The following is a 26,323-nucleotide window of genomic DNA, read 5'->3' as shown; positions in this document are numbered from 1 at the left end:
TGTGATCGACCTTCCGCAGCCCACCGGGGCCGAGCTCTGGCCGCCGGAAGAAGCCGGCCCGCAGGCGCGGCTGAACAAGCCGTGGCGGATGCTCGTCGCCGTCGTGGAAGTCGTGCTGGCCGTGGCCGCCGGGTGGGGGGCCTACGCCTGCTGGCACGCCGGCGTCGCCACCGTCGTGACCCGGACCGACGACGGTGCCGTGCTCGAATCGCACCGGTACTTCGGCGGGTCGCTCGCCGCCGGCATCGGGCTCGGCACGGTGGCCGCGCTGCTGCTGGTCGACGCGGTGCGTCAGCTGCTGCTCGCGATGCGTGCGCGGCAGCTCAAGCGCAAGGACTGATACACAGCTCCCGCACAGGGAACCCCCAGTCAATTGCTAAGCGGCGGTCCCAAGGTTGCCGCATGACGCGGGTGCGTGCCTCGAAGGCATGGGTGATCAACGGTGCTCTGGTCGTACTGCTGGCCGGAGCGGGTTTCGGGATATACCAGGCATTCAGCCCCGAACCGAGCACGGCGCAGGCGGAGTCGCGCAGCACCCCGGTGCGCCGCGCGACGGTCACCGAGACCATCTCGGCCGCCGGGACGCTCGCCAGCAGCTACACCGGCGCGGCGAACTTCTCGAGCGCGGGCAAGGTCACCTCGATCGACGTGAAGGTCGGTGACGTCGTCAGCGCGGGCCAGAAGCTCGCCACCGTCGACAGCACGCAGGCGGCGAAACAACTTCAGGTCGCGAAGGCGAACCTCGCGGTCGCGCAGGACAGCCTGGACGCCGCCGAAGACGCCGAGGACACCCCGGCGACCGGGCAGAACGGCCAGAACAGCTCGCAGTCGGCGGCCAACAGCGTCACTTCGGCGCAGGCCAAGCTCGACCAGGCCCAGCTGGACGTCCAGACCGCGCAGGAAACCCTCGACAACACGACGCTCTACGCACCCGGCGCCGGCACCGTCACCGCGGTCAACGGCACCGTCGGGCAGCAGTCCTCCAGCGGCTCGGCGAGCAGCAGCAGTGGCTCCCAGTCGTCGAGCAGCGGTCAAGGCGGCCAGGGTTCGGCGAACAGCACCGCGGCGAGCAGCAGCAGCAGTTCTTCCGGCAGCAGCGGCTTCATCACCATCACGAACATGACCGGCCTGGTCGTGAACACCTCCGTCGCCGAAATCGACGTCAGCAAGGTCAAGGCCGGCCAGAAGGCCACGGTGACGCTCAACGCGCTGCCGGACAAGCCGGTCCAGGCCACCGTGTCGAGCGTCAACCTGACGCCGACCACGAGCGGCAGCGTCGTCTCCTACGGCGCCCAGCTCGCGCTGACCGACCCGCCGGACGGGCTGCGGCCCGGCCAGTCGGCGAGCGTCGTGATCACCGTCGCCTCCGCCGACAACGCGCTGAGCGTGCCCGCCGCGGCGGTGCAGACCGTCGGCAGCACCAACGTCGTCACCGTGCAGGAGAACGGCCAGAACGTGACGCGCCAGGTGCAGGTCGGCCTCCGCGGCGAGTCGACCGTGCAGATCACGTCCGGGCTGACCGAGGGCGAGAACGTCGTGCTCACCGGGACCGCCACGACCGGCGGCACGGGCACCGGCCGGACCGGCACCGGGACGGGCGGCACCGGCGGCTTCCCCGGCGGCGGGACCGGCGGGTTCCCGGGCGGCGGCCAGCGCGGCACGGGCACGGGTGCCGGCGGCGGATTCGGCGGCCGCGGGTGAAGCCCGTGATCGCGGTTTCCGCGCTGCGCAAGACCTACGGTGCCGGCGAGACGGCGGTGCACGCACTGCGCGGCGTCGAGCTCACCGTCTGGCCGGGCGAGTACGTCGCCATCATGGGCGCGTCCGGCTCGGGGAAGTCGACGCTGCTCAACATGCTGGGCTGCCTCGACGTCCCGACGTCCGGCCAGTACCTGCTGGACGGTTTCGGCGTCGGCAAGCTGAACGAGCGGCAGTTGGCGTTGCTGCGCAACCGGAAGATCGGGTTCATCTTCCAGTCCTTCAACCTGGTGCCGCGGACGTCCGCCTTGTCCAATGTGGAGCTTCCGCTCGTCTACAGTGGACTCCGGCGCGCGGAACGGCGGCGGCGCGCGCTCGCCGCGCTGGAGATGGTCGGGCTGTCCGACCGGGCCAAGCACCTCCCCAGCGAGCTCTCCGGTGGGCAGATCCAGCGCGTCGCCGTGGCGCGGGCGCTGGTCACCGGCCCGGCGATGCTGCTGGCCGACGAGCCGACCGGCAACCTCGACCGGCGCAGCACCGAAGACGTCCTCGGCGTGTTCGACCGGCTCAACGCGCTCGGCCGCACCATCGTCGTCATCACGCACGAAGACGAGGTCGCCGCGCACGCGCACCGCGTCGTGCGGGTCGACGACGGGCTCATCGTGTCGGACGAAGTCACGCGCGCAGTCGGAGCGGTCTCGTGAACCTCCTCGAAATCCTGCGCTTCGCCGTCCGCGGGCTCACCGCGAACAAGCTGCGCTCGGCGCTCACCACGCTCGGCATCACCATCGGCGTCGCCGCGGTGATCCTGCTCGTCGCGGTCGGCAACGGCGCGTCCGCGGCCATCGCGGCCAGCATCCAGGGCCTCGGCACCAACGTGGTCAACGTCTCCCCGGCGCGAGGCGGCGGGCAGGGCGCGTCGGCGCGGCCGCTGACCGTCCAGGACGCCCACGCGCTCGTCGACCCCGTCGGCGCGCCGGACGTCAAGGCCGCGTCGCCGGTGGTGAACACCACGGCGACCGCGACCTACGGGCAGACGTCGTACGACATCTCGAGCGTCGCCGGCACCGAACCCGCGTACTTCGCGACCACCAACCGCGAGCTCGCCCAGGGCCAGCTGTTCACCGACGAAGACGTCACGGCCGCGCGGAAGGTCGTCGTGCTCGGCCCGACGACGGCGGAGTCGATCTTCGGCACCGCCTCGGCCGCGGTCGGCAAGAACGTCCTGCTGAACAGCATCCAGTTCACCGTGGTGGGGGTGCTGCAGGCGAAGGGCAGCACCGGGCTGCAGAACGCCGACGACGTCGCCATCGCGCCGATTTCGGCCGTCCAGAACTCCCTCGCCGGGTACGGCAGCCTCAGCCAGATCGCCGTCCAGGCCACCAGCGCCGACTCCGTCTCGCTGGCCCAGTCGGAGATCACCGCGATCCTCAACGCCCGCCACGGCATCCGGCTCGGTGGCACCGCGGACTACCAGATCCAGAACTCCGAGCAGCTGCTGGCGACGCGGACGTCGGCGACCGAGACGTTCACCGTGCTGCTGGCGGCGGTCGCGGCGATCTCGCTGCTGGTCGGCGGCATCGGCGTCACGAACATCATGCTCGTCACGGTGACCGAGCGGATCCGCGAAATCGGCATCCGCAAGGCCATCGGCGCCCCGCGTGGGGCCATCCTCGGCCAGTTCCTCGCCGAAGCGACCATGCTCAGCCTGTTCGGCGGGCTGCTCGGCGTCGCGATCGGGCTGATCGGCAGCCGGTTCACCATCTCCGGGATCAAACCCGTCGTGGTGCCCTCGTCGATACTGCTCGCCTTCGCGGTGTCGGCCCTGATCGGGCTGTTCTTCGGCAGCTTCCCGGCGAACCGGGCCGCCAAGCTGCGGCCCATCGACGCCCTGCGTCACGAATAAGGAGTCTTCGAGATGACCAACCCGCCGCTTTCACGTGAAAGCGACCACCAGGGGGCGGAGCTTTCACGTGAAAGCTCCGCGGAGGAGATCGTCGCCAGTCCGGCGGTCGAGGGTGACCTCAACGCCGAAATGCGGCGTGCCGCGAAGCCCTTCTCCCGCACGACGCTCGTGCTGGCCGGGCTCGTCGTCCTCGCCATCGCGTTCGGCGGCGGCGCCTGGACGCACGCGGCGTTCGGCTCGTCGTCCTCGACACCGAACCGGCCCGCCGCCGGTGCTCAAGGTGGTCAGCAGGCCGGCGCCGGGCAGCAGGGCGGCGGCTTCCGCGGGGCGGGCGGGCGCGGCACCACCGGCACGGTCGACCACGTCGACGGCACCACGGTCTACGTCAAGACCGCGCAGGGCACCGACGTCAAGGTGTCCACATCGGACTCGACCACGGTCGGCGTGACCCAGCCGGGCAAGCTGGCCGACCTCAAGCCGGGTTCGACCGTCGTCGTCCAGGGCCAAGCGGGCGAAGACGGCACGGTCACCGCGCAGGCCATCACCCAGCAGGCCTCGCGCTGACGTTTGCGAGACTGGAGGTGTGAGCACTGGAACCGAGCAGTCCAAGGCATGGTTCGAACGCGCGAAGGCGGCCATCCCGGGCGGGGTGAACTCGCCGGTCCGGGCGTTCAACTCCGTCGGCGGCACCCCGCGGTTCATGGTCCGCGGCGAAGGCCCGCACCTGTGGGACGCCGACGGCAACCGCTACGTCGACCTGGTCTCCTCGTGGGGCCCGATGATCCTGGGCCACGCGCACCCGCACGTCGTCGAGGCGGCGCGCGCGGCGGCGACGTCCGGGCTGTCGTTCGGCACGCCGACGATCGGCGAGGTCGAGCTGGCCGAGGAGATCATCAACCGCGTCGAGCCCGTCGAGCGGGTACGCCTGGTCAACTCGGGTACCGAGGCCACGATGAGCGCGATCCGGCTGGCCCGCGGGTTCACCGGCCGCTCGAAGATCGTGAAGTTCGCCGGGTGTTACCACGGTCACGTCGACGCGCTGCTCGCGCAGGCCGGCTCCGGCGTCGCGACGCTCGGGCTGCCGACGTCGCCGGGCGTCACCGGCGCGCAGGCCGGGGACACGCTGGTGCTGCCCTACAACGACCTCGACGCCGTCCGGAAGTCCTTTGCGGACAACCCGGGCGAGATCGCCGCGGTGATCACCGAGGCCGCGGCCGGGAACATGGGCGCGATCGCGCCGGACGAAGGCTTCAACGCGGGCCTGCGTGACATCGCCCACGAAAACGGCGCGCTGCTGGTCATGGACGAGGTGATGACCGGGTTCCGCGTCTCGAGCGCGGGCTGGTTCGGCCTCGAGGGCGTGGCCGGCGACCTCTACACGTTCGGCAAGGTGATGTCCGGCGGGCTGCCGGCCGCGGCCTTCGGCGGCCGCGCCGACGTGATGGCGAAGCTGGCCCCGGGTGGCCCGGTCTACCAGGCCGGGACGCTGTCCGGGAACCCCGTCGCGGTCGCCACGGGCCTCGCGACGCTGCGCGCGGCCGACCACGCCGTGTACGCGGCGCTCGACGCCAACGCCAAGCGCCTCGGCGACCTCTTCCGCCGCGAGCTGAGCGCGGCCGGGGTCGCGAACCACGTCCAGTACGCGGGCAACCTGGTCAGCGTGTTCTTCGGCGACCAGCCGGTGCGCGACTACGCCGGCGCGCAGGCGTCCGAAACGTGGCGCTACCCGGCGTTCTTCCACGCGCTGCTCGAGGCGGGCGTGTACGGGCCGCCGAGCGCGTACGAGGCCTGGTTCGTCAACGCGGCCATGGACGACGAAGCGTTCTCGGTGATCGAAGCGGCCCTGCCCGCGGCGGCGCGCGCGGCGGCGGAGGCGGTCAAGTGACCACCGTCGTCCACCTGCTGCGGCACGGCGAAGTGCACAACCCCGAGAAGATCCTCTACGGCCGGCTGCCGGGCTACCGGCTGTCCGAGCGCGGGCAGCGGCAGGCGCTCACGGTCGCCGAGGCCGTCGCGGGCCACGACCTGGTGCACGTCGTCGCGTCGCCGCTGCAGCGCGCGCAGGAGACGGCCGGGCCGATCGCCGCGGCGCACCGGCTCGACATCGCGACCGACGAGGGCCTGATCGAGGCCGGCAACCAGTTCGAGGGCCTGCACGTGGCGGTCGGCGACGGCGCGCTGAGCGAGCCGAAGCACTGGCCGAAGCTGGTCAACCCGTTCAAGCCGTCGTGGGGCGAGCCGTACCTGGAGATCGCGCACCGGATGCTCGGCGCGGTCCACCGGGCCCGCGAGGCGGCTCACGGTCATGAAGCTCTCTGCGTGTCGCACCAGCTGCCGATCTGGACGCTGCGGCGGTTCCTCGAGGGCAAGAAGCTGTGGCACGACCCGCGCCGCCGCCAGTGCTCGCTGGCGTCGCTGACGTCGCTGGTCTTCGACGGCGACTCGCTGCGCGAGATCGTCTACAGCGAGCCCGCCGGCACCACGGACCCGAAGGTGACCGGGGCATGAAACGGCTGTTCATCGGGGCCGTCGCGGTGCTGGCGCTGGTCGGCTGCAGCGCGGGCAAGGACGCGGTGGTGCAGGGGAGCAGCTTCAGCTTCGTCTCCCCGGGCGGCAAGGTCGACATCACCTACGACGTCGCCCAGCGCCAGACCGCGCCGGTGCTCGCCGGCGACGACCTGATGCAGGAGGGCAAGCAGCTGTCGCTGGCGGACTTCCCGGGCAAGGTCGTCGTGCTCAACCTGTGGGGCCAGTGGTGCGGGCCGTGCCGCACGGAGGTGCCGGAGCTGGAGTCGCTGGCCAAGCAGGCCCCGGGCGTGCAGGTCGTCGGCATCGACGTCCGCGACCCGGCGCGCGAGGTGGCGCAGGACTTCGTCCGCGACCGGCAGCTGACGTACCCGTCGATCTACGACCCGGACGGCCGGGTGCTGCTGAAGCTCAGCGGCTACCCGCGCAACATCATCCCGTCGACGATCGTGCTGGACAAGCAGCACCGCGTGGCGGCGGTCTTCCTGCGCCCGGTCCTGGCCCAGGACCTCCTCCCGGTGACGCAGCGCCTCGAGTCCGAGACCGCCTGACCCGCCCGCGCCCGCCGCGATGCAGTGAATGACTCATTCCTGTCGTCCGACGACAGGAATGAGTCATTCACGTCGTCCGGGCGGGGGCGAGCGGGTGGGACCAAGGTCCTGAACTGCTGTGACCGACGTCCTGTGAAGCGGCCCCGGCGTTCTCACCGGGACCTCACTCCCTACCCTCAACGGGGTGAACTCCGTTACCGAGCTGGCGATCTCCGGACCGCTGCTGCTCGCCGCGGGCGTCGCGCTGCTGGCCGGAACCATCTCCTTCGCCTCGCCGTGCGTGGTGCCGCTCGTGCCGGGGTACCTCGCGTACCTCGCCGCGCTCGTCGGTGCCGACGCGCCCGCGGTCAGCGCCGACGAAGAGCGGAAGAACGGCCGGTGGGCCGTGGTCGGGGCCGCGCTGCTGTTCGTGCTCGGGTTCACCGTCGTGTTCGTCGCCACCTTCGGCACGCTCGTCTGGCTGACCGCGACGCTCACCCTCAACCAGGACCTCCTCCAGCGCATCGGCGGGGTCCTGACCATCGCCATGGCGCTGGTCTTCCTCGGCTGGATCCCCGGCCTGCAGCGCGAGGTCCGCTCGCACCACGTGCCGCGCGGCGGGGTCTGGGGCGCGCCGCTGCTCGGCGCCATCTTCGGCCTCGGCTGGACGCCGTGCATCGGCCCGACGCTGTCCGCGGTCACCACGCTGGCCAGCGCGACCGGCGGCGCCGCGGTCCGCGGGTACGTGCTGATCGCCGTCTACTGCCTCGGCCTGGGGCTGCCGTTCCTGCTCATCGCGCTCGGCGCCCGCTGGGCCGTGCGCGCCACCGACTGGGTGCGCCGCCACGGCCGCCAGGTGCAGATCTTCGGCGGCGTGCTGCTGATGATCGTCGGCATCCTGCTGGTCACCGGCGTGTGGGGAGATCTGATGGGCTGGCTCCGCAACGAGCTCGCGGTCAACCTGGAGCTACCGCTGTGACGACCACCGAAGCGCCCCCCAAGACCCCGCAAGGCCCGACGCCCGCCCAGCGCACCCTCGCGTTCCTCCGCAACACCTGGCGCGGCCTGACGTCGATGCGGACCGCGCTCGTCCTGCTGTTCCTGCTCGCGCTGGCCGCCCTGCCGGGCGCGCTCCTGCCGCAGCGGAAGCTCAACGCCCCCAAGGTCGACGAGTACATCAGCGCCCACGGCTGGTGGGGCACCCTGCTCGACAAGCTCGAGTTCTACGACGTCTACTCCAGCATCTGGTTTTCGGCCGTCTACCTGCTGCTGATGATCTCGCTGGTCGGCTGCCTGACCCCGCGCAGCTTCGAGTACGTCAAGGCGATGCGCGCCAAGCCGGTGCTGACCCCGCGCAACCTCGCGCGGATGCCGCACCACCGGCTCGGCCGCGGCAAGTCCGACGTCGAAGCCGAAATCGCGGCCGTCCACAAGCACCTGTCCGGCTGGCGCCGCGTCGAGCGCGAGGAAGCCGGCGGCGTCCGCACGATCTCCGCCGAACGCGGGTTCCTGCGCGAGACCGGCAACCTGATCTTCCACTTCAGCATGCTCGGCCTGATCGTGTTCTTCGCGCTGGGCAAGATGTTCGGCTACGAGGGCCAGGTCATCGTCCAGGCCGACGGCGACAGCTTCTGCAACTCCGGCATCTACAACTACGACTCCTTCAACGCCGGCCTGCGCGTCGACGGCACCGACCTCGACCCGTTCTGCGTGAAGGTCAACGACTTTACCGTTCGGTACACCCCGGCCGGCGAGCCGGAGTACTACCACGCGAACATCCAGTACCAGTCCGGCGAAGACCTCGAAACGAACACGTGGCGCCCCTACGGCCTCGAGGTCAACTCGCCGCTGCGCACCGCGGGCGACCGCGTCTACCTGCTCGGCCAGGGCTACTCGCCGCAGTTCACGGTGACCTTCCCCAACGGCGACAAGCGCACCCAGAACACCCAGTGGCGCACGGTCGACCCGACCACGATGCTCGCCGAGGGCGCGACGAAGTTCGACCAGCCCGGCGTCACCGACGAGGTGCAGCGGCGGACCCGCCAGCTGGCCATCACCGGCCTCTTCGCCCCGACATCCTTCATGCACGGGAACGTCCTGACGTCGTCGGCGCCGGAGCTGAACGACCCGTCCGTGGCGGTCGACATCATGCGCGGCGACCTCGGCCTCGACGCCGGGCGCGGCCAGTCGGTGTTCGAGATCGACCAGTCGCTCGTGGACGACGGCAGGCTGAAGAAGGTCGCCCGCGAGAACCTCAAGGTCGGCCAGGAGATCAAGCTCGACGACGGCACGAAGGTCCGCTTCGACGGCGTCAACCACTGGGTGTCCCTGCAGGTCTCCCACGACCCGACGCAGGGGTTCGTGCTCGGCTTCGCCATCTCGATGTTCCTGGGTCTCGGCGCGTCACTGCTGGTCAAGCGGCGGCGGCTGTGGGTGCGGGTGAAGCCGGGGACCGAGAACGACCCGGGTACCGTGATCGAGGTCGCCGGGCTGGCCCGCACCGACCAGGCCGGGTACGGCGAAGAGTTCCACCGGATCAGCGAACGCCTGATCAGTGGGCAGAAGGGCTGAGGCAATGCCGATCAACGAGACGCTGTCGCAGTACAGCGACTGGCTGTACACCACCGCCGCGGCGATCTACGTCGTCGCGCTGATGATGACGCTGATCGAGCAGGGCTTCGGCGCCAAGGGCCGGCTCGCCATGGAGCGCGCCCAGCGCCGCTCGCGCGAGCTCGTCGGCGCCGGTGGCCCGCCGGCCGAGGAGGCCCCGGCCGCGCCCCGCGAGGTCGGCCGCCCCGAGCGGATCGGCCGCATGGGCGCTTCGCTGCTCGTGCTCGGCGCGCTGCTGCAGCTGTCGGCGATCGTGCTGCGCGGGCTCGCCGTGCACCGCGCGCCCTGGGGCAACATGTACGAGTACGGCATGGCGGTCACCTTCATCACGGTGGTCACCTGGATCCTCGTGATGTGGAAGTTCCCGGTCCGCCACCTCACCGGCTTCCTGCTGCTGCCCGTCGTGATCCTGATGTTCATCAACGGCACGCTGCTGTACACGATCGCGGCGCCGGTCCAGCCCGCGCTGCAGTCGTACTGGCTGGTCATCCACGTCTCGGCGGCCATCATCGGCTCCGGCGTCTTCCTCGTGCCGGGTGTCGCCAGCGTTCTTTACCTGTTCCGCGCGGCGTACGAGAAGGACGAGACGAAGTTCGCCCGGTTCGCCTCGAAGCTGCCCGCGGCCGACGTCCTCGACCGGATCGCCTACCGGACGACGATCTTCGCCTTCCCGGTCTTCACCTTCGGCGTGCTCTGCGGCGCCGTCTGGGCCGAATCGGCGTGGGGCCGGTTCTGGGGCTGGGACCCCAAGGAGACCGTCGCGTTCATCGCCTGGGTGGTCTACGCGGCCTACCTGCACTCGCGGGCGACCGCGGGCTGGCGCGGGGCCCGGGCCGCGGCCATCAACATCGTGGGGTTCGCCGCGATCATCTTCAACCTGTTCTTCGTGAACCTCGTCACCGCGGGCCTGCACTCCTACGCCGGGGTGGGCTGAGCGTCCCGCGAGGACTCCGACTACCGTCGTGACCGGGGGAGAGCGATGTCGGGGCGAGTGCGCGGAGGTTTACACCGGTGACCGGACCCAGCGAAGAATCGGCTCCTGGCCACCCCGAACAGGCTGAACAGGCGGCTGCACCGCAGCAACCGGGCCTGTTCGCCGACGACCGGACGGACTCCCACCCGCACCCGGAGACGTCCGGGGCCTACGACGTGCAGCCCACGCAGGCCGTCCCGCCGCCCAACCCGGCGGTGTCCGGCCCGCACCAGGTCAACCCGGCCGTGTCGGGGCCGCACCAGGTGAACCCGGCGGTGTCCGGGCCGCACCAGGTGCCCCCGGGACCGCAGTACGGCTACGACCAGAACCTGCCGCCGCTGCAGCCGCAGTACGGCGACCCGGCGCAGCAGTACGCCCAGGGCCAGTACCCGCAGCAGCCGTCGGGCCTGCCGCAGCCCCAGGGCGGGCGGCACGCGGCACCGGCGCAGCCGCCGGGCCACGGCCACGACCTGTCCACCGCGCACCTGGTCAAGCAGGTGAAGCGGCCCCCGCAGTCCGGCTGGCGCAAGGCGCTCTACGTCGGCAGCGGCAAGCTGGTCAACCCGGGGGAGAGCCCGGCGGACACCCGTCGCCGCGAGCTCATCGCCCGCGTCAACCAGCCCCTGCGCGGCTGCTACAAGATCGCGATGCTGTCGCTGAAGGGCGGCGTCGGCAAGACCACGGTGACCACGACGCTGGGTGCGACGTTCGCCTCCCTGCGGGGTGACCGCGTGGTGGCGGTGGACGCCAACCCGGACCGCGGCACGCTGTCGCAGAAGCTCCCGCTGGAGACCACGGCGACCGTCCGCCACTTGCTGCGCGACGCGGCCCGCATCACGCGCTACAGCGACGTCCGGTCCTACACGTCCCAGGGCTCCAGCCGGCTGGAAATCCTCGCCAGCGAGCAGGACCCGGCCGTGTCCGAGGCCTTCTCCGAGGACGACTACCGGCGCACGGTCAACCTGCTCGAGCACTTCTACAACATCGTGCTCACCGACTGCGGCACCGGCCTGATGCACTCGGCGATGAAGGGCGTCCTGGACGTGGCGGACGCACTGGTGGTGGTCTCGTCCGGCTCGGTCGACGGCGCCCGCAGCGCCTCGGCGACCCTGGACTGGCTCGAGGCCCACGGCTACGGCGAGCTGGTCAAGCGCTCGGTCGCGGTGATCAACTCGGTCCGCCCCAAGGGCGGGTCGGTCGACCTCGACAAGCTGTCGGCCCACTTCGGCGCGAAGGTCCGCGCGGTCTGCAAGGTGCCGTTCGACCCGCACCTGGAGGAAGGCGCGGAGATCGAGCTGGACCGGCTGAGTGGCGACACGCGCTTGGCGCTGCTGGAGCTTGCGGCGACGGTCGCCGACGGCTTCGCGACCCCGCTCTCGCAGGGCTACCGCTGAGCCGTTCGCCCACCCGGTCGTGAGTGTTAAGGACGGTTCTAACCCGACTTTCCACTCACGACCTGCCGGGGCAGACCGCGCGGCTCAGCCGTCTTCGTCCCGGCGCTTGCGCTGCTGTTCGGCCAGCTGGCGCAGGAAGTCGGGGTCGTCGTCCGGGGCGAGCGGGGCGCGGCGCGGGGTCGAGGGCACCATCCGCTGGCCGGCGAACGACCGCCACAGGAGCAGGGCGACGACCAGCGCGCCGACCGCCGCGAGCAGAGCGAGCATGCCGGATCCTTCCGTGTGGGTCCCACGAGGTTAGCCTCTTCGGCCGGGTTTCGGCTCCTGCCGCGTCAGGCGGGTGACGCGGGGAACGAAAAGGGGCCGCGCGGGACGGGGTGCTTCCCCGTACCCGACACGGCCCCGCGCCGGAGCTGGTTCAGGCGTTGCGCGCCGGTTCGCTGGCGTCGGTGGTCAGCTCGGCCAGGAGCTCGTTCACCTCGGACTCCCGGAACCGCCGGTGCCCGCCCGGGGTCCGGATCGAGCCGATGCGGCCCGCCGTCGCCCACCGCGTCACCGTTTTCGGGTCCACCCGGAACAGCGCTGCCACCTCTCCTGGGGTGAGCAGGCGTCCGCCCATCGTCGCGGTCATTTTCCGCCTCCTTAACGAACTCACTGCTATACCGGAGGCATCCGGGCCCTTCTGCCCGTCGCGCCGGGGTAGCCAACACGGCAATCGTTGCACTTCACCCGTCGGGTACTCGAACGGTTGTCCAAGAGTAAAGAGCCCTTAAAGGTCAAAACGGACAGTTTGTTTACGGTCTGCAACTATCATTTGGTGACGTGACGTGCGAGAACGCCGTTCCTGCGGGTCACCGGCCGCCAGGTGTGGTGCCAATGGGGGATTGTCCAACCGCATAGAGTGATCCCCGTGGATCAGTTGGACCGGAAGATCATCGCGGCGTTGCGCATCAACGGACGGGCCACCTACGCCGATCTCGGGCGGGCCGTCGGGCTGTCCGCGTCATCGGTGCACGAACGGGTGGGCAAGCTGGAAGCCGCCGGCGTGATCACCGGCTACCACGCGGTCGTCGACCCGAGCTCGGTCGGGCTCGGGGTCACCGCCCTCGTCGGCATCCATCCCACCGACACCGCGACCGAAGACGACGTCGCCCAGGCGCTCGGCGAACTCGACGAGGTCGAGAGCTGCTACGCGGTCGCCGGCGACGAGGCCTTCGTCGTCAAGGTGCGCGTGCCGACCGTCGACGAGCTGGAGCGGACCCTGGGCCGGCTCCGCCGCATCCCCGGCGTCGGGCGGACGAACACCACGGTCGTGCTCTCGACGCGCTTCGAGGGCCGCCCGAACAACGCGGGCCTGCAGAAGGACCGGGCGGGCGGGGCGTAGCCTGCGTTGGTGTGAGCGACGAGAAGGCCGGAAACCTGCCGCGTGACCTGACGCTGTACCTGCTGGCGCGGTTCGTGCTGGTCGGGGCGATCGCCTGGGGCCTGTCCCTGGCCGGCGTGCCGCTGCTCGTCGCGCTCCTCATCGGCCTGGTCGTCGGGCTCCCGCTGGGCCTGCTGCTGTTCCGCGGCCTCAACGCCCGCGTCACGGCCGGCCTGGCGAAGCGCAACGAGAAGCGCGCCCGGGCCCGTGCCCAGCTGCGCGCCCAGCTCCGCGGCGACGCGGCGGGCCAGTCGGAATGAGCCACAGCCGCAGCTGGGTCCGCGAAGCCGTCCGCATCATCGAGGCCGACGCCAACCGCAGCGCCGACACCCACCTGCACGTCTTCCCGCTGCCCCCGGAGTGGGGCATCGACCTCTACCTCAAGGACGAGTCCGTCCACCCGACCGGCTCGCTGAAGCACCGCCTGGCCCGGTCGCTGTTCCTCTACGGGCTCGTCAACGGCCAGATCGGGCCGGACACCGTGCTCGTCGAGGCCTCCAGCGGCTCGACCGCGGTGTCCGAGGCCTACTTCGCCCGCATGCTCGGGCTCCGCTTCATCACCGTGGTGCCGCGCCGGACGTCGAGGGAGAAGATCGCCCTCATCGAGTTCTACGGCGGCGAGTGCCACTACGTCGACGAAGCCCCGGCCATGTACCCGGAGGCCGAGCGGCTCGCCGCCGAGTGCGGCGGGCACTACCTCGACCAGTTCACCTACGCCGAGCGCGCGACCGACTGGCGCGGCAACAACAACATCGCCGAGTCGGTGTTCGCGCAGATGCGCTCGGAACGCCACCCGGTGCCCAGCTGGATCGTGGTCGGCGCGGGCACCGGCGGCACGAGCGCGACCTTCGGCCGGTACGTCCGCTACAAGCGGCACACGACGAAGATCTGCGTGGTCGACCCGGAGAACTCGTCGTTCTACGGTGCCTGGGAAACCGGCGCGACCGACTACGCGACCGGCATGCCGTCGCGGATCGAAGGCATCGGGCGGCCGCGCTGCGAGCCGTCGTTCGTGCCCGGCGTCATCGACGAGATGTTCCGGATCCCCGACGCGGGTTCGCTGGCGGCCATCCGCCTGCTGCGCGAGCGCACCGGCCACTGGGCGGGCGGCTCGACCGGCACCAACCTCTACGGCGCCTTCCGGCTCATCTCCCGCATGGTCGAGGACGGCCAGGCCGGCAGCGTCGTGACGCTGCTGTGCGACGGCGGCGAGCGGTACGCGCACACGTACTACAACGACGAGTGGCTGGCCCAGCAGGGCCTGGACCTGGCGCCGCACACGGCGTTGTTCGAGGAGTTCCTGACGTCCGGGAAGTTCTTCGTCCCGGAGGTCTAGAAGCTCAGCGCCACGGCGGCGAGCACGGCCCAGGCGAGCATCGCCAGGCCCGTGTCACGCAACGCTGGGATCAGCGCCCGCCCCTGCTGGCCACCGCCCACCGCGCGGACCGACTTCAGCAGCAGGGGCGCGGTCACGAGCGTGATGAGCAGCAGCGGGTGGAAGACCCCGAGGGCCACGCTGAGCACGTACGGCACCGCGATCAGCACCAGGTACAGCCGCCGGGTGCCGCCGTCGCCGAGGCGGGTGGCCAGGGTGCGCTTGCCGGACTCGATGTCCGTCGGGATGTCCCGCAGGTTGTTGGCCGTGAGGACCGCCGTGGAGAACGAACCGACCGCGACCGCGCAGGCGAGCGCGGCCCAGCTGACCCGGCCGGCCTGGACGTACACCGTGCCGAGCACGCCGGCCAGCCCGAAGAACACGAACACGGCGATCTCGCCGAAGCCGTAGTAGCCGTAGGGCTTCTTGCCGCCGGTGTAGAACCACGCGCCGAGGATGCACAGCGCGCCCATCACCAGCAGCCACCAGTGCCCGCTGCTGATCACCAGCACCAGACCGAGCACGCCGGCCAGCCCCAGCGAGACGAGCGCGGCGGTCAGCACGGCCTTGGGCGCGGCGACGCCGGAGCCGACCAGCCGCAGCGGCCCGACGCGGTTCTCGTCCGTGCCGCGGATGCCGTCGGAGTAGTCGTTGGCGTAGTTGACGCCGACGATCAGCGAGAGCGAGACCAGCAGCGCCAGCACCGAACGCCACCAGGAAAACGCGTCCAGCGCGATCGCCGCGCCGACCCCCGCCACCACCGGCGCCACCGCGTTGGGCAGCGTCCGCGGCCGGGCCCCCTCGATCCACTCGCTCACTGAAGCCATGGCGCCATTCAACGCCATGTCGATCAGTGCCCGGCGGGAACCCGGGCCGTCGCGGGTTCGCCGTCCAGGGCGTCGAGCTGCCGCCGGACGCGCTCGGCCTCGCGAGCCCGGTTCTGCTGCCGGTACAGCTCGAGCGCTTCCCTCCACGCCGTGCGGGCTTCGCCGCGGTGGCCGAGCGCGGCGAGCGGCTGACCCAGGCGGTCGAGGGTGTCGGCGACCTGGAAGGTGTTGCCGCGGTCGCGGTAGAGCGTGAGCGCCCGCCGGTAGTACGCGATCGCGGGCTCGTGGTGGCCGGTGCGGCACTCGATGTAGCCGAGGCTGTCCAGGGTGTCCGCCTCGGCGTGCGTGTCGCCGTGGCGGCGGTGCAGAGCCAGCGCGGCCTCGCAGTGGCTTCGCGCGGTTTCGTGCTCGCCGACCTGGGCGGCCAGCCAGCCCACCTGGTTGAGCTCGCGCGCCTCCCACACCGGCTTGCCGAGGGCGCGGAACAGCTCCAGTGCCCGCGTGGCGTGGTCCAGCGCCCGCCGGTCGTCGCCACGCAGCTGCCAGACCCACGAAAGCCCGTGCTGGGCGAGGCCCTGCTCGGTCTGCTCGCCGGTGCCCTCAGCGAGCGAGACGGCTTCCCGCAGGTGCCCGACGGCTTCGTCGTGCCGGCCGAGGTTCGCCTGGACGTCGGCGAGCAGCCGGTGCGCGCGGCACGTCGCGACCGGGTCGGCCAGGTGCGCGGTGGAGTCCAGTGCGGTCCGCCACACCGCCAGCCGGTCGGTCAGCATGCCCCGCCGGTTCTGGAAGGTGTGCAGGCCCCACGCGAGCTGCCACACGACGTCGTGCCACCCGGCGGCCGCGGCGGCGCGCTGGGCCGCCAGGAGGTTCGCGTGCTCGCTGTCGAACCAGTCCAGCGCGGCCGCGTCGTCGCGCAGCGGGTGCGGCGCGCCGGCGGCGGCGAGCGGGACCGCTTGGCGGTGCGGGTCCAGGTGCCGGTCGGCGGCGTGCGCGGTGTGGAGGTAGCAGCCGAGCACGCGCCGCAGGGCCGCTTCCCGCTCGGGCGGGCGAAGCTCGTGCCCGGCGGTCGCCGCGGCGTAGTCGCGGATCAGGTCGTGCATGGCGTAGCGCCCGCCCGGCCGCCGGCTGAGCAGCGAAGCCTCCTCCAGCATGGTCAGCGCCTTCGCGGTCCGCTGCGGGGACGAACCGGCGAGGGCGGCCGCGGCGGGCAGCCCGATGTCGGGCCCGGGCGCGATGCCGAGCAGGGCGAACACCGTCCGCTGCTCGCTCGTGAGGGCCCGCAGCGACCACGAAAGGACGGCGGGCAGGCTCACGCTCGGGTCTTCGTGGTCGAAGGCGTCGAGGCCGATGTCCCGCAGCTCGGCGGCGAACTCCGCGAGCGGGATGTGCGGGCGCGTGTGCGCGTGGCGGCCCACGATCGCCAGCGCCAGCGGGTAGCGCCCGCACAGGCCGATCAGGTCCTCGGCCGCTTGCGGTTCGGCCGCGAGCCGGGCCGGGCCCAGGCGCTCGGTCAGCAGCGCCCTGGCTTCGCCGTGGCTGAGGATGTCCAGCTGCAGGTGCCGGGCGCCGTGGCGCGTGATCAACGGCGCCAGGTGGCGGCGGCTGGTCACGACGGTCGTGCACGTGGGGCTGTCCGGCAGCAGCGGGACCACCTGGTCCGCGTCGGCCGCGTTGTCCAGCACCACCAGTATCCGCTTGCCCGCGACGAGCTTCCGGTACAGCGCGGTCCGGGCTTCCGGGTCGGCCGGGACCCGGGCGGGTGCGACGCCCAGCGCACCGAGGAAGCCCCGCACCACGACCGACGGTTCCAGCGGGGCACTCGCCGAGGAGAAGCCGTGCAGGTCGGCGAACAGCCGTCCGTCCGGGAAGCGGTCGCGGTGGGTGGCCGCCCAGTGCAGCACCAGCCAGGTCTTGCCGACCCCGCCGGCCCCGGCGAGCGCGGAGATCTGCACCACGGGCCCTTCGTCCGCGTCGCGGGTCAGCGCCGCGAGCTCGCCCGCGCGGCCGACGAACGACGGCGGTGCCGCGGGGAACCGGTCCGGGACCGCGGCCGCGTCCTCGCCGGTCAGCTCGGGATCACCGCGCAGGATCCGCTGGTGCAGCTCCCGCAGCGGCGGGCTGGGATCGGCGCCCAGCTCCTCGGCGAGCCGGTGCCGGAGCCGCTCGTAGTGCTCGAGGGCCTCGGCCTGGCGGCCGCCGCGGTACAGGCACAGCACGACCTGACCGGCGAGCCGCTCGTCGAGCGGGTCTTCCGCGGTCCACGCCGTCAGGTCGGCGAGCAGCTCGGCGTGCCGTCCCCGGCGCAGCCGCACGTCGGCGTGGTCGAGCCGCGCCGCCCACCGTTCGGCGCGCAGGGTCCGGCGCAGGTCACCGGCCCACGGCGTGTCCAGATCGGCGAGGGCGTCGCCGCGCCACAGCCCGAGCGCCCGCTCGAGCAGGGCCTCGGCTTCGTCGTCCCCGGCTTCGCGCGCTTCGGCCACGAGCCGGCGGAACCGGTGCAGGTCGACGGCATCGGGGTCGACCTGCGGGACGTAGCCGCCGGGGAGCCGCCGGATCTCCAGCCCCGCGCCGGCGGGCGAATGCCGCAGGCGGGACAGGTAGCTGTGCAACGACTCCCGCGCGCGCAGCGGCGGGCGGTCCGCCCACACCCGGTCGATCAGCTGGTCGACCGGCACCAGCCGGTTCGCGTCGGCCAGCAGCGCCGCCAGCACGGACCGCTGCCGCGCCGGCCCGAGCTCGACCGGCTCGCCGTCCACCCGGGCCTCGACCGGGCCCAGCAACCGGAATTCCACCACCGCGCCTCCCCTCGCCCCCGCATTCGACCAGCTCGTTCAAGCCGTCTGCAAGGTGTGCGCAAGGTCGCCGGTGCACGGTGGGGGAACACCGGGCGTCCGGCGGGGCCCGTGCCATCGAGGGGTTGGCACGGTTCTCGCCGGGCCGCCCGGGAGCTCAGTCCGTAGGCGGCAACTGCCAGGTGAGCTGGCCGCTGTTGGGGTCCACGGCGGGGCCGTCGGCCAGCGCCGCGCCCGCGGGAAGGAGGACCCCCAGAGCGACGGCGGTGCTGATCAGAGCGGTGCGAAGCCAGCGCGTCATGGTGGGTAGCCAAGCGTGCGCACGCCGTGAATGTCAACGAAGTGCCACCATTCAGCCGCTGAAACCCGACTGGAGTCGGGTCTTCACCGCCGCCCGGTCGATCTTGCCCGGCCCGCGCAGGGGCAGCTCGGTGCCGAACTCGATGCGCTTCGGAGCCGACGCCGGGCCCAGTTCCGCGCGGACCGCCGCGCGCAGGTCACCCGGCTCACCCGCCGGGACGACCAGCGCCACCACCGCCTCGCCCCATTCCGGGTCCGGAAGGCCGACGACGCAGGCGTCCCGCACCCCGGGCTGCGCGCACAGCACGCGTTCGATCGCGTTCGCCGACACCTTCACCCCGCCGGTGTTGATCATGTCGTCGGCGCGGCCCAGCACCTCCAGCCGGCCGTCGTCGTGGCGGATCCCGCGGTCGGAGGTGGTGAACCAGCCGTCGCCGAAGGCTTCCGCCGTCAGGTCCGGCCGGCCCCGGTAGCCGTGCGCGAGGACGTCGCCGGCAATGCGGATCCGGCCGTCGGCCAGCTCGACGCGGACGCCGTCGAGCGGGAAGCCGTCGTAGACGCAGCCGCTGGCGGTCTCGCTCATCCCATAGGCGGGCACGATCCGGACCCCGGCGTCGGCCGCGCGTTCGCGCACCGCCGGCGTCGTCGCGGCCGCGCCGAGCACGATCGCGTCGAACGTCTTCGCCGCGGCCAGTCCCGCGCCGCCGTCGTCGAGCAGCCGGACCAGCTGGGTCGGCACCAGCGCGGTGTAGCGCGGGCCGCCGCCGGTCAGCGTCGCCGCCGCGGCCGCGAAGTCGTCCGGCCGGAAGCCGGTGCCGGTCAGCACCGCGGGCTCGGTGCCCGCGAGCAGCGACCGGACCAGCACCTGCAACCCGCCGATGTAGTGCGCGGGGGTCGCCAGCAGCCAGTGGCCGGGGCCGCCGAGCCGGGCGTGGGTGGCCTCGGCGGACGCGGTCAGCGCGCGGGCCGAGAGCAGCACGCCCTTGGGCGCGCCGGTGGAGCCGGACGTGGCGATGACCACGGCGGTTTCCGGCTCGGCGGGCTCGTCCGGCGCCATCGCGTCGCGCAGCGCGGGGTCGGTGAAGGGCAGCACCGCCGGGCCGCCGCCCAGCGCGCGGGCGATGGCCCTCTTGAGGGTCTCGAGCGCGCCGGGGGAGCCGTCGAGGTGGACCGGGAGCAGCTCAGTAGTAATAGGGGACGTCCTTGAAGTCGGGGTCGCGCTTCTGGAGGAAGGCGTCACGGCCTTCGACGGCTTCGTCCTGCATGTACGCCAGGCGGGTGGTCTCGCCGGCGAACAGCTGCTGGCCGACCATGCCGTCGTCGGTGAGGTTGAACGCGTACTTGAGCATCCGCTGCGCGGTCGGCGACTTGCCGACGATCGTCCACGCCCAGTCCAGCGCCTCTTTTTCCAGGTCGGCGTGGGGGACGACGGCGTTGACGGCACCCATGTGGTGCATCTGCTCGGCGGAGTACTCGCGGCCGAGGAAGAAGATTTCGCGGGCGAACTTCTGGCCGACCATCTTGGCCAGGTAGGCCGAGCCGTAGCCGGCGTCGAACGACCCGACGTCGGCGTCGGTCTGCTTGAACTTGGCGTGCTCGGCGGAGGCGAGGGTGAGATCGCACACGACGTGCAGGGAGTGCCCGCCGCCGGCGGCCCAGCCCGGCACGACCGCGATCACCGGTTTCGGCAGGAACCGGATCAGCCGCTGGACCTCGAGGATGTGCAGCCGGCCGGCCTGCGCGGGGTCGACCGTGTCGGAGGTCTCGCCGCTGGCGTACTGATAGCCGGAGCGTCCGCGAATACGCTGGTCACCACCGGAGCAGAACGCCCACCCGCCGTCCTTGGGCGAGGGGCCGTTGCCGGTGAGCAGGACGCACCCGACGTCCGAGCTCATCCGGGCGTGGTCGAGCGCCCGGTAGAGCTCGTCGACGGTGTGCGGCCGGAAGGCGTTGCGGACCTCCGGACGGTCGAACGCGACCCGCACCACGCGTTTGCCGCCGCGGCTCTCAGCGGAGCGGTGGTAGGTGATGTCGGTGAAGGCGAAACCTTCGACCTCGGTCCACGCGGCGGGGTCGAACAGCTCGGAAACTCGGGCGTCATCCACGTTTGGGAGAATAGGACCTGTGGACACAACTGATCTCGATGGATGCGAGGCCTGCCGGTGAACCCTTCCACCGCGCAGGCCAGGGTCATCGTCGACGAACTCGTCCGCAACACCGTTTCGCACGTCGTCCTCTGCCCGGGTTCCCGCAACGCGCCGCTGTCGATCGCGCTCTATGACGCCGCGGCGGCCGGGAAGCTCCAGCTCCACGTCCGCATCGACGAGCGCGGCGCCGCCTTCCTCGCCCTCGGCATCGCCGCGCGCACCGGCCGTCCGGTGGCCGTGCTCTGCACGTCCGGCACCGCGGCCGCGAACTTCCACCCCGCCGTGCTGGAGGCCGACCGGGCCGGCGTCCCGCTGATCGTCATGACCGCCGACCGGCCGCCCGAGCTGCGGGCCGCGGGTGCGTCGCAGGTCATCGACCAGCACCAGCTCTACGGCAACGCGATCCGGTACTTCGACGAGCTGGCCGTCGCCGAGCGGCGGGCCGGGCAGAACTCGTACTGGCGCAGCCAGATCTGCCGGGCGTGGAACGCCGCCTACGGGGAGTGGCGCTGCGGGCCGGTGCACCTGAACATCCCGTTCCGCGAGCCGCTCGTGCCGGATCCGGACGACGACGGCGAGTGGTACGAGTCCCTGGACGGCCGTCCCGACGGCTCCCGCTGGACCGAGCTGCCCGACTTCGGCGCGCTGCCGTCGTTCGTGGTGCCTTCGGCGCGCCACGGCCTGGTGATCGCGTGCGACACCGGCGTCCAGGCGGCCAGCGAGTGGGCCGAGCAGCACGGCTGGCCGGTGATCTCGGAGACCGGCGGGATCGGGCTGTCCGGCGGCACGGCGATCTCGTCGGGCGCGTGGCTGCTGGGCGTGGAGGAGTTCATCTCGCGGCACAAGCCGGAGCAGGTGCTCTGCCTCGGGCGGCCGACGGTCTTCCGGCAGATCCAGAAGGTGCTGTCGGACGCTTCGGTCGAGGTCCTGCTGGTCCGGCCGGACTCGGACTGGCCGGCGCCCGCGCACAACGTCCGGCAGGTCGGGCAGTGGTTCGACGAGCCGACCAAGCCCGCCGACCCGGAGTGGCTGGCGAGCTGGCGCAAAGCCGACGCCGCGGCCGCGTCCGCCGTCGCCGAGACGCTGGCTTCGGAGCCGTGGCCCTCGGGGCTGCGGGTGGCCACCGAGCTGGTGGACGCGCTGCCGCCGGACTCGCTGCTGGTGGTGGGCTCGTCCAACCCGACCCGGGACGTGGCGCTGGCCGGCCGGCTGCGCCCGGACGTCCTCGTGCACCGCAACCGCGGCGTCGCGGGCATCGACGGCACGGTGTCGACGGCGATCGGCGCGGCGTACGTCCACCGCGGCCCGGCGTACGCGCTGCTGGGCGACCTGACGTTCCTGCACGACGCGTCCGGCCTGCTGACCGGGCCCGCGGAGCAGCGCCCGGACCTGACGATCGTGGTGCTCAACGACGACGGCGGCGGCATCTTTTCGCTGCTGGAGCAGGGCGCGCCGGAGCACGCGGCGAGCTTCGAGCGCGTCTTCGGCACCCCGCACGGCGCCGACCTGGGCGCGCTGTGCGCCGGCTACCGCGTCCCGCACGTCGTGGCGGAGACGCTGACGGAGTTCCGGGCCGCCCTGGCCCCGGCCCCGGGCCTGCGGGTCGTCGAGGTGCGGGTGGACCGCGCCCGGCACCGCGACCTGCACGCCCGCCTGCGCGCGGCGGTGTCCGCGGCCGTCTCCTCGGCCTGAGCGCCGGGGCTCGCCGGACGCCGTGAATGACTCATTCACCTCGCCGGACGACGTGAATGACTCATTCCTGTCGTTCCCGCCCCCGGGCACCGGACTTCGGTCAACCGCTTTCCGGGTGGGATCCCAGCAGGCAAGATCCTCCCTTCGGCTGTTCCTGGGTGCTTCCTGGCTGGCTAGTTTCGAGCGCGCTGAACCTCACCCGTTGGAGGGATTCGAATGCGTGCAAGAACTCGCACCGGCCTCGGTGTGCTCGCGGCCGGGGTCGCCTCGGTGCTGCTCGCCGGTACCGCCAGTGCGGCCCCGGCACCGGGTGCGCCCGGTGCCGGCGACTCGTACTACCCGAACGCCGGCAACGGCGGCACGGACGTGCTCCACTACGACATCCGCCTGAGCTACCAGCCCGCGACCGACGTGCTGGCCGGCACCACCACGCTGCTGCTCACGGCGACGCAGGACCTCTCGCGGTTCGACCTCGACTTCGCGCTGAAGGCGTCGAGCGTGCGCGTGAACAACCGCCCGGCGCAGTTCACGAACCAGACCGGCAACGGCGAGCTCGTCGTCACGCCGGCGCAGCCGCTGCTCAAGGGTCAGACCGCGACCGTCGTCGTGGCCTACTCGGACACGCCGTCGACGGAGAAGGTGGACGGCCTCAACGCGTGGAAGAAGGGGTCGTTCGGCGCGCTCGGCATCGACGAGCCGCAGAGCTCGGCGTGGTGGTTCCCGGCCAACGACCACCCGACCGACAAGGCGACCTACGACGTCTCGATCGAAGCCCCGGACGACAACGTTGCCATCTCCAACGGCTCGCTGGTCCGCACGCAGAAGAGCCGGGCGGGCTGGACCCGCTGGCAGTGGCGCAGCACCAAGCCGCAGGCGACCTACCTGACGTCGTTCATCGTCGGCAAGTACGAGCTGGTCCAGTCCACGACGCCGGACGGCAAGCCGTTCGTCACGGCGTACGGCGCCGACCTCGGTGACTCGCTGTACGCGGCGAAGGCCAGCGTCGAGCGGACGCCGGAGATCAACGAGTTCCTGGCCAGCCAGTTCGGCCCGTACCCGTTCGAGGCGGAGGGCGGTGTCGTCACCAGCGGCATCACGTTCTCCCTGGAGAACCAGACCCGGCCGACCTACGGCGCCCGCAACTTCCGCGCGGGCTCGAACACGACGCTGATCGCGCACGAGAACGCGCACCAGTGGTTCGGCGACAACGTCTCCCTCGGCCGCTGGAGCGACATCTGGCTGAACGAGGGCTTCGCGTCCTACGCCGAGTGGCTGTGGTCGGAGCACGAGGGCGAGGGCACGGTCGCCGAGCTCGCGCAGTACACGTACGACTCCAACGCGGCCGACGCCGACCTGTGGAAGCTCGTCCCGGCCGACCCGGGCGCGGACAACCAGTTCGACAACGCCGTGTACGACCGCGGCGCGCTGACGCTGCAGGCGCTGCGGACCGCCGTCGGCGACGAGGCGTTCTTCAAGATCCTGCAGACGTGGCAGGTCCAGAAGGGTGGCAAGGACGGCCGGATCCTGGAGTTCATCGCGCTGGCGGAGAAGATCTCGGGCAAGCCGCTGCACGACCTGTTCCAGACCTGGCTGTACACCGCGGGCAAGCCGTCCGTGGGTCCGAACGGTGCCGCGGTTTTCGCCGCTCGCTCGGCCTCGGTGAAGCCCAAGTCGTTCGACCAGATCCAGGCGAACCACCGGTTGCTCGCCACGGAACACGCGCACTGAGCGAGACCGCTACGCTCGCGGCGTGAGCACGAGAGGTGAGCGGGCGAGGCGCGTCGGGTGGTGGGCCACCCTCGGCGTCGCCTCGCTCCTCACCGTGATGTGCGTGTGCTTGCTGTTCGCGGCGATCCGCAACGACGGCGCGATCTCCGCCCAGCTCGGCACGGCGACGGCGACGGTCGACTCGGTGGCGTTCGACCGCACGATCATCCACTTCGAAACCCCGGACGGCATCGTCCACAGCCCGGCGAACGGCGTCCTCTACCCGGACGGCCTCGCCGCGGGGCAGCTGGTCCGCATCGAGTACGACGCGTCCGACCCGGAGCTGGCCCGGGTGGCCGGCCGCTCGGCGACGTTGACGCTGCTGCCGCTGGGGAGCTTCGTGTTCTTCACGTGGCTGGTGGCGGGGCCGCTGCTGTGGTGGATCCGCCGGGTGAACAAGCGAGCCACCGTTCCCGCGTGATCTCGTACTCGACTTCCCCCTGCTCGGCGCCGTCGATCACGTCTTCGTAGCCGGCGGCCGAGGTGAAGGCGCGCGCGAAGGTGAGCCCGGCCGAGGCCATCGTCGCGCGGGACGGGGTGTTGACCGCCATGGTCTGGGCGAAGATCCGGTCCAGGCCGAGCACTTCGAACCCGTACCTGATCAGCTCGAGCGAGCCTTCGCGCGCGTACCCCTGCCGCCATTGCCGCCGCAGCAGGCGGTACCCGAGCTCGGCTTCGCCTTCGACGTCGGGCTGGTCGGGCCCGTGCGGCGGGCGCAGGATCCACCAGCCGACGAAGTCGTCGTTCGCGAAGCCCATCCAGAAGCCGAACCCGGGTGCGGTTTCGATCCGCCGCCGGTGCGCCCGCTCGACCTCGGCGCGGGTCGAGGCCCGGCCGGTGAGGTAGCGCATGACCTCGGGATCGGAGTCGAGTTCGTACTCCAGGTCGAGGTGCTCGTCGGCGAGGGGGACGAGCGTGAGCCGCGGGGTGCGCAGGGTGGGCATGGATCGATCGTCACAGCGCGGGCAAGTCGTTTACCCGCGTCAGGTGCCAGGCGCCCGGCCTCGGCCGCGTGGCGGAGTGGCGCCGACCTGACGGGTGACCGCCCGCAGCACGTACTGACGATCCCGGGTCGCGGAGCAGCTCGGGTGCCTGTCGGCGCCGCCGACAGGCACCCGACGTGGCAGGTCGGACCATCCCGCGCACCGAGCGGCTTGCCGAAGGCGGCGTCGCGAATGACTCATTCGGGACCTCCGAGGCCGCCAATGACTCATTCGCGACCTCGCTCGAACTGCCCACCCTCCCTGCCAGCGGTGAAGCGAGCCGAGGCCGGCGACTTTGCCGGAGCCCTGCCCGGGAAGTCTTGAATGAGTCATTCAGGACCTCCGGCGACCTGAATGACTCATTCAAGACTTCAGGCGAGCCCGCCGACGCAACGATCCGCCGCGTCGGCTCCGACTTTGCCGGAGCCCGCGCACCATGAAAGCGCCCTTCAGCTCATCGGATCTTCAGGCCGGCTCGACCGTCTCCTGCCACCAGCCCAGCACCTCGTCGGCCACCCCCGGCGCCGCCACCAGGAGGCCGTCCGTCGGGAGCGCCGTGTCCTCCCCGTGCCGGTCCAGCACCACCGCGCCCGCCTCGATCGCCATCGCCACCGAGCCCGCCACGTCCCACTCGTGGTAGCTGTGCAGCACCGCCGCGGCCGCGTGACCCAGCGCGACCTGCGCGATCGACAGCGCCGCCGACCCCAGTACCCGGACGCCCGCGTGCGCCGCCGCGGCTCGCTCGATGAAGCCGCCCATTCCCGGCCACGGGCCGCGCCGGGCGAACTCCGTGCACACCAGCGCCCCTGCCGTGACGCAGCGGTCGGTCAGCTGGACCGGCTTGCCGTTCGCGCGGGCCCCTCGTCCGCGCGCCGCGGCGTAGATCTGGGCGCGGTACGGGTCCGCGACCACCCCCACCACCGGTCCGGCCGCGTCCACCAGCGCCAGGCTGTACGCGCACCAGGGCACCCCGGCCACGTAGTTCGCCGTCCCGTCCACCGAGTCCACCACCCAGCGGTACTCGGCGACGTCCGCGCCGTGGTCGGCGCCGAACTCGTGGCCGACCACCGGGATGCCCGGGAACTCCGCTGTCAGCACGCGCCGCGTGTGCCGCTCCAGGATGCGGTCGGTGTCGGTGACCCAGTCGAACGGCGAATCCAGCGTCGAGGGGTGGGCGCCGCGGCCGGCGGTCGCGGTGATCACGTCGGTGGCGTCGTTGGCCAGCCGTCCGGCCACTTCGAGCGCCCTCGACAGCAGGCCGGGCTCGACGGGCCGCGGCGGCCGGGAGGACAAGAGGGTCATGCCTGCTTAGTCTGGGCCCCGCTGGTTTCCGGGACACGACCTTGAGATGACATGTCGTAGCCGATCTGTTCCGGCAGC

Annotated in this window: 27 protein-coding genes; 18 read left to right on the top strand and 9 right to left on the bottom strand. The window is 71.9% G+C overall.

Annotated elements, in window-relative coordinates:
- The first annotated feature begins 1 nt into the window (after position 1).
- The 12 genes from SD460_RS03485 (at position 2) to SD460_RS03430 (ending at position 11,637) form a co-directional block, all read left to right on the top strand.
- A complete protein-coding gene (locus SD460_RS03485) occupies positions 2-340 on the top strand; it encodes a hypothetical protein (protein ID WP_290054526.1) in 339 nt (112 codons plus the stop codon).
- 62 nt (positions 341-402) lie between these two features.
- Positions 403-1,701 (top strand): efflux RND transporter periplasmic adaptor subunit, encoded by a 1,299-nt coding sequence (locus SD460_RS03480; RefSeq protein ID WP_290054528.1) that lies wholly within the window; start codon positions 403-405, stop codon positions 1,699-1,701.
- Positions 1,698-2,402: an ABC transporter ATP-binding protein gene (locus tag SD460_RS03475; protein ID WP_290054530.1), complete on the top strand. Its 705-nt coding sequence runs from the start codon at positions 1,698-1,700 to the stop codon at positions 2,400-2,402. The genes SD460_RS03480 and SD460_RS03475 overlap by 4 nt, the downstream gene beginning before the upstream one ends.
- Positions 2,399-3,604 carry an ABC transporter permease gene (locus SD460_RS03470; RefSeq protein WP_290054532.1) on the top strand — a complete coding sequence of 402 codons (1,206 nt, stop codon included), beginning with the start codon at positions 2,399-2,401 and terminating at the stop codon, positions 3,602-3,604. Before SD460_RS03475 ends, SD460_RS03470 begins: the two co-directional genes overlap by 4 nt.
- Positions 3,605-3,616: 12 nt before the next feature.
- A complete protein-coding gene (locus SD460_RS03465) occupies positions 3,617-4,168 on the top strand; it encodes a hypothetical protein (RefSeq protein ID WP_318305908.1) in 552 nt (183 codons plus the stop codon).
- 19 nt (positions 4,169-4,187) lie between these two features.
- A complete protein-coding gene (gene hemL, locus SD460_RS03460) occupies positions 4,188-5,489 on the top strand; it encodes a glutamate-1-semialdehyde 2,1-aminomutase (RefSeq protein ID WP_290054536.1) in 1,302 nt (433 codons plus the stop codon).
- On the top strand, positions 5,486-6,112 hold the full coding sequence (locus SD460_RS03455; protein WP_290054538.1) for a histidine phosphatase family protein: 627 nt from the start codon (positions 5,486-5,488) through the stop codon (positions 6,110-6,112). Before hemL ends, SD460_RS03455 begins: the two co-directional genes overlap by 4 nt.
- Complete coding sequence (locus SD460_RS03450) at positions 6,109-6,681, top strand: TlpA family protein disulfide reductase (protein WP_318305907.1); 573 nt, start codon at positions 6,109-6,111, stop codon at positions 6,679-6,681. Before SD460_RS03455 ends, SD460_RS03450 begins: the two co-directional genes overlap by 4 nt.
- A 184-nt stretch (positions 6,682-6,865) precedes the next feature.
- Positions 6,866-7,639: a cytochrome c biogenesis CcdA family protein gene (locus SD460_RS03445; protein ID WP_290054542.1), complete on the top strand. Its 774-nt coding sequence runs from the start codon at positions 6,866-6,868 to the stop codon at positions 7,637-7,639.
- Positions 7,636-9,231: a cytochrome c biogenesis protein ResB gene (gene resB / locus SD460_RS03440; protein ID WP_290054544.1), complete on the top strand. Its 1,596-nt coding sequence runs from the start codon at positions 7,636-7,638 to the stop codon at positions 9,229-9,231. The genes SD460_RS03445 and resB overlap by 4 nt, the downstream gene beginning before the upstream one ends.
- Positions 9,232-9,235: 4 nt before the next feature.
- A complete protein-coding gene (gene ccsB / locus SD460_RS03435; protein ID WP_290054545.1) occupies positions 9,236-10,204 on the top strand; it encodes a c-type cytochrome biogenesis protein CcsB in 969 nt (322 codons plus the stop codon).
- A gap of 77 nt (positions 10,205-10,281) precedes the next feature.
- Positions 10,282-11,637 carry a MinD/ParA family ATP-binding protein gene (locus SD460_RS03430; protein ID WP_290054547.1) on the top strand — a complete coding sequence of 452 codons (1,356 nt, stop codon included), beginning with the start codon at positions 10,282-10,284 and terminating at the stop codon, positions 11,635-11,637.
- Between the two features lie 84 nt (positions 11,638-11,721).
- Here SD460_RS03430 and SD460_RS03425 read toward each other — a convergent pair whose 3' ends face one another.
- Both SD460_RS03425 and SD460_RS03420 read right to left on the bottom strand, forming a co-directional pair.
- Positions 11,722-11,904, bottom strand: coding sequence for a hypothetical protein (locus SD460_RS03425; RefSeq protein WP_247015337.1), 183 nt, complete (start codon positions 11,902-11,904; stop codon positions 11,722-11,724).
- 151 nt (positions 11,905-12,055) lie between these two features.
- Entirely contained in the window at positions 12,056-12,268 is a 213-nt protein-coding gene (locus tag SD460_RS03420) for a BldC family transcriptional regulator (protein ID WP_003081896.1), read from the bottom strand.
- Positions 12,269-12,547: 279 nt separating this feature from the next.
- Here SD460_RS03420 and SD460_RS03415 point away from each other — a divergent pair, with 279 nt between their 5' ends.
- From SD460_RS03415 to cds1, 3 genes are read left to right on the top strand one after another with little or no spacing between them, the layout of a single operon-like run.
- On the top strand, positions 12,548-13,021 hold the full coding sequence (locus tag SD460_RS03415; protein ID WP_290054551.1) for an Lrp/AsnC family transcriptional regulator: 474 nt from the start codon (positions 12,548-12,550) through the stop codon (positions 13,019-13,021).
- 11 nt (positions 13,022-13,032) lie between these two features.
- Positions 13,033-13,320, top strand: coding sequence for a DUF4229 domain-containing protein (locus SD460_RS03410; protein ID WP_290054553.1), 288 nt, complete (start codon positions 13,033-13,035; stop codon positions 13,318-13,320).
- Entirely contained in the window at positions 13,317-14,396 is a 1,080-nt protein-coding gene (gene cds1, locus SD460_RS03405; RefSeq protein ID WP_290054555.1) for an L-cysteine desulfhydrase Cds1, read from the top strand. Before SD460_RS03410 ends, cds1 begins: the two co-directional genes overlap by 4 nt.
- Here the strand turns inward: cds1 and SD460_RS03400 are convergent.
- The 5 genes from SD460_RS03400 to SD460_RS03380 form a co-directional block, all read right to left on the bottom strand.
- Complete coding sequence (locus tag SD460_RS03400; protein ID WP_290054557.1) at positions 14,393-15,262, bottom strand: 1,4-dihydroxy-2-naphthoate polyprenyltransferase; 870 nt, start codon at positions 15,260-15,262, stop codon at positions 14,393-14,395. The two genes, cds1 and SD460_RS03400, sit on opposite strands and share 4 nt — an antisense overlap.
- Positions 15,263-15,285: 23 nt before the next feature.
- The gene (locus tag SD460_RS03395; RefSeq protein WP_318305906.1) at positions 15,286-18,057 is read right to left on the bottom strand and encodes an AfsR/SARP family transcriptional regulator; all 2,772 of its coding nucleotides are present in this window, start codon (positions 18,055-18,057) and stop codon (positions 15,286-15,288) included.
- 154 nt (positions 18,058-18,211) lie between these two features.
- The gene (locus SD460_RS03390; RefSeq protein WP_290054559.1) at positions 18,212-18,355 is read right to left on the bottom strand and encodes a hypothetical protein; all 144 of its coding nucleotides are present in this window, start codon (positions 18,353-18,355) and stop codon (positions 18,212-18,214) included.
- Positions 18,356-18,406: 51 nt separating this feature from the next.
- Positions 18,407-19,534: an o-succinylbenzoate--CoA ligase gene (gene menE, locus SD460_RS03385; RefSeq protein WP_318306537.1), complete on the bottom strand. Its 1,128-nt coding sequence runs from the start codon at positions 19,532-19,534 to the stop codon at positions 18,407-18,409.
- 1 nt (position 19,535) lies between these two features.
- Positions 19,536-20,459 (bottom strand): 1,4-dihydroxy-2-naphthoyl-CoA synthase, encoded by a 924-nt coding sequence (locus SD460_RS03380; RefSeq protein ID WP_125310207.1) that lies wholly within the window; start codon positions 20,457-20,459, stop codon positions 19,536-19,538.
- 57 nt (positions 20,460-20,516) lie between these two features.
- On the opposite strand from SD460_RS03380, the gene menD reads away from it, so the two are divergent.
- The 3 genes from menD to SD460_RS03365 all read left to right on the top strand — a co-directional run bounded on the left by menD (position 20,517) and on the right by SD460_RS03365 (position 24,381).
- Positions 20,517-22,193 carry a 2-succinyl-5-enolpyruvyl-6-hydroxy-3-cyclohexene-1-carboxylic-acid synthase gene (gene menD / locus SD460_RS03375; RefSeq protein ID WP_290054562.1) on the top strand — a complete coding sequence of 559 codons (1,677 nt, stop codon included), beginning with the start codon at positions 20,517-20,519 and terminating at the stop codon, positions 22,191-22,193.
- A gap of 216 nt (positions 22,194-22,409) precedes the next feature.
- Positions 22,410-23,921: a M1 family metallopeptidase gene (locus SD460_RS03370; protein ID WP_290054564.1), complete on the top strand. Its 1,512-nt coding sequence runs from the start codon at positions 22,410-22,412 to the stop codon at positions 23,919-23,921.
- A gap of 22 nt (positions 23,922-23,943) precedes the next feature.
- Positions 23,944-24,381, top strand: a complete 438-nt coding sequence (locus SD460_RS03365) for a DUF3592 domain-containing protein (protein WP_290054566.1) — start codon at positions 23,944-23,946, stop codon at positions 24,379-24,381.
- On the opposite strand, the gene SD460_RS03360 is transcribed toward SD460_RS03365, so the two are convergent.
- Positions 24,308-24,904: a GNAT family N-acetyltransferase gene (locus tag SD460_RS03360; RefSeq protein ID WP_290054568.1), complete on the bottom strand. Its 597-nt coding sequence runs from the start codon at positions 24,902-24,904 to the stop codon at positions 24,308-24,310. The genes SD460_RS03365 and SD460_RS03360 overlap by 74 nt on opposite strands.
- Before the next feature lie 504 nt (positions 24,905-25,408).
- A complete protein-coding gene (locus SD460_RS03355) occupies positions 25,409-26,245 on the bottom strand; it encodes an inositol monophosphatase family protein (RefSeq protein WP_290051365.1) in 837 nt (278 codons plus the stop codon).
- Positions 26,246-26,323: the final 78 nt, after the last annotated feature.

The sequence above is a fragment of the Amycolatopsis solani genome, assembly GCF_033441515.1.
Taxonomy (GTDB): Bacteria; Actinomycetota; Actinomycetes; order Mycobacteriales; family Pseudonocardiaceae; genus Amycolatopsis; species Amycolatopsis solani.
The sequence above is the reverse complement of the archived record's forward strand: the minus strand, read 5'-3'. Positions and strand labels throughout refer to the sequence as shown.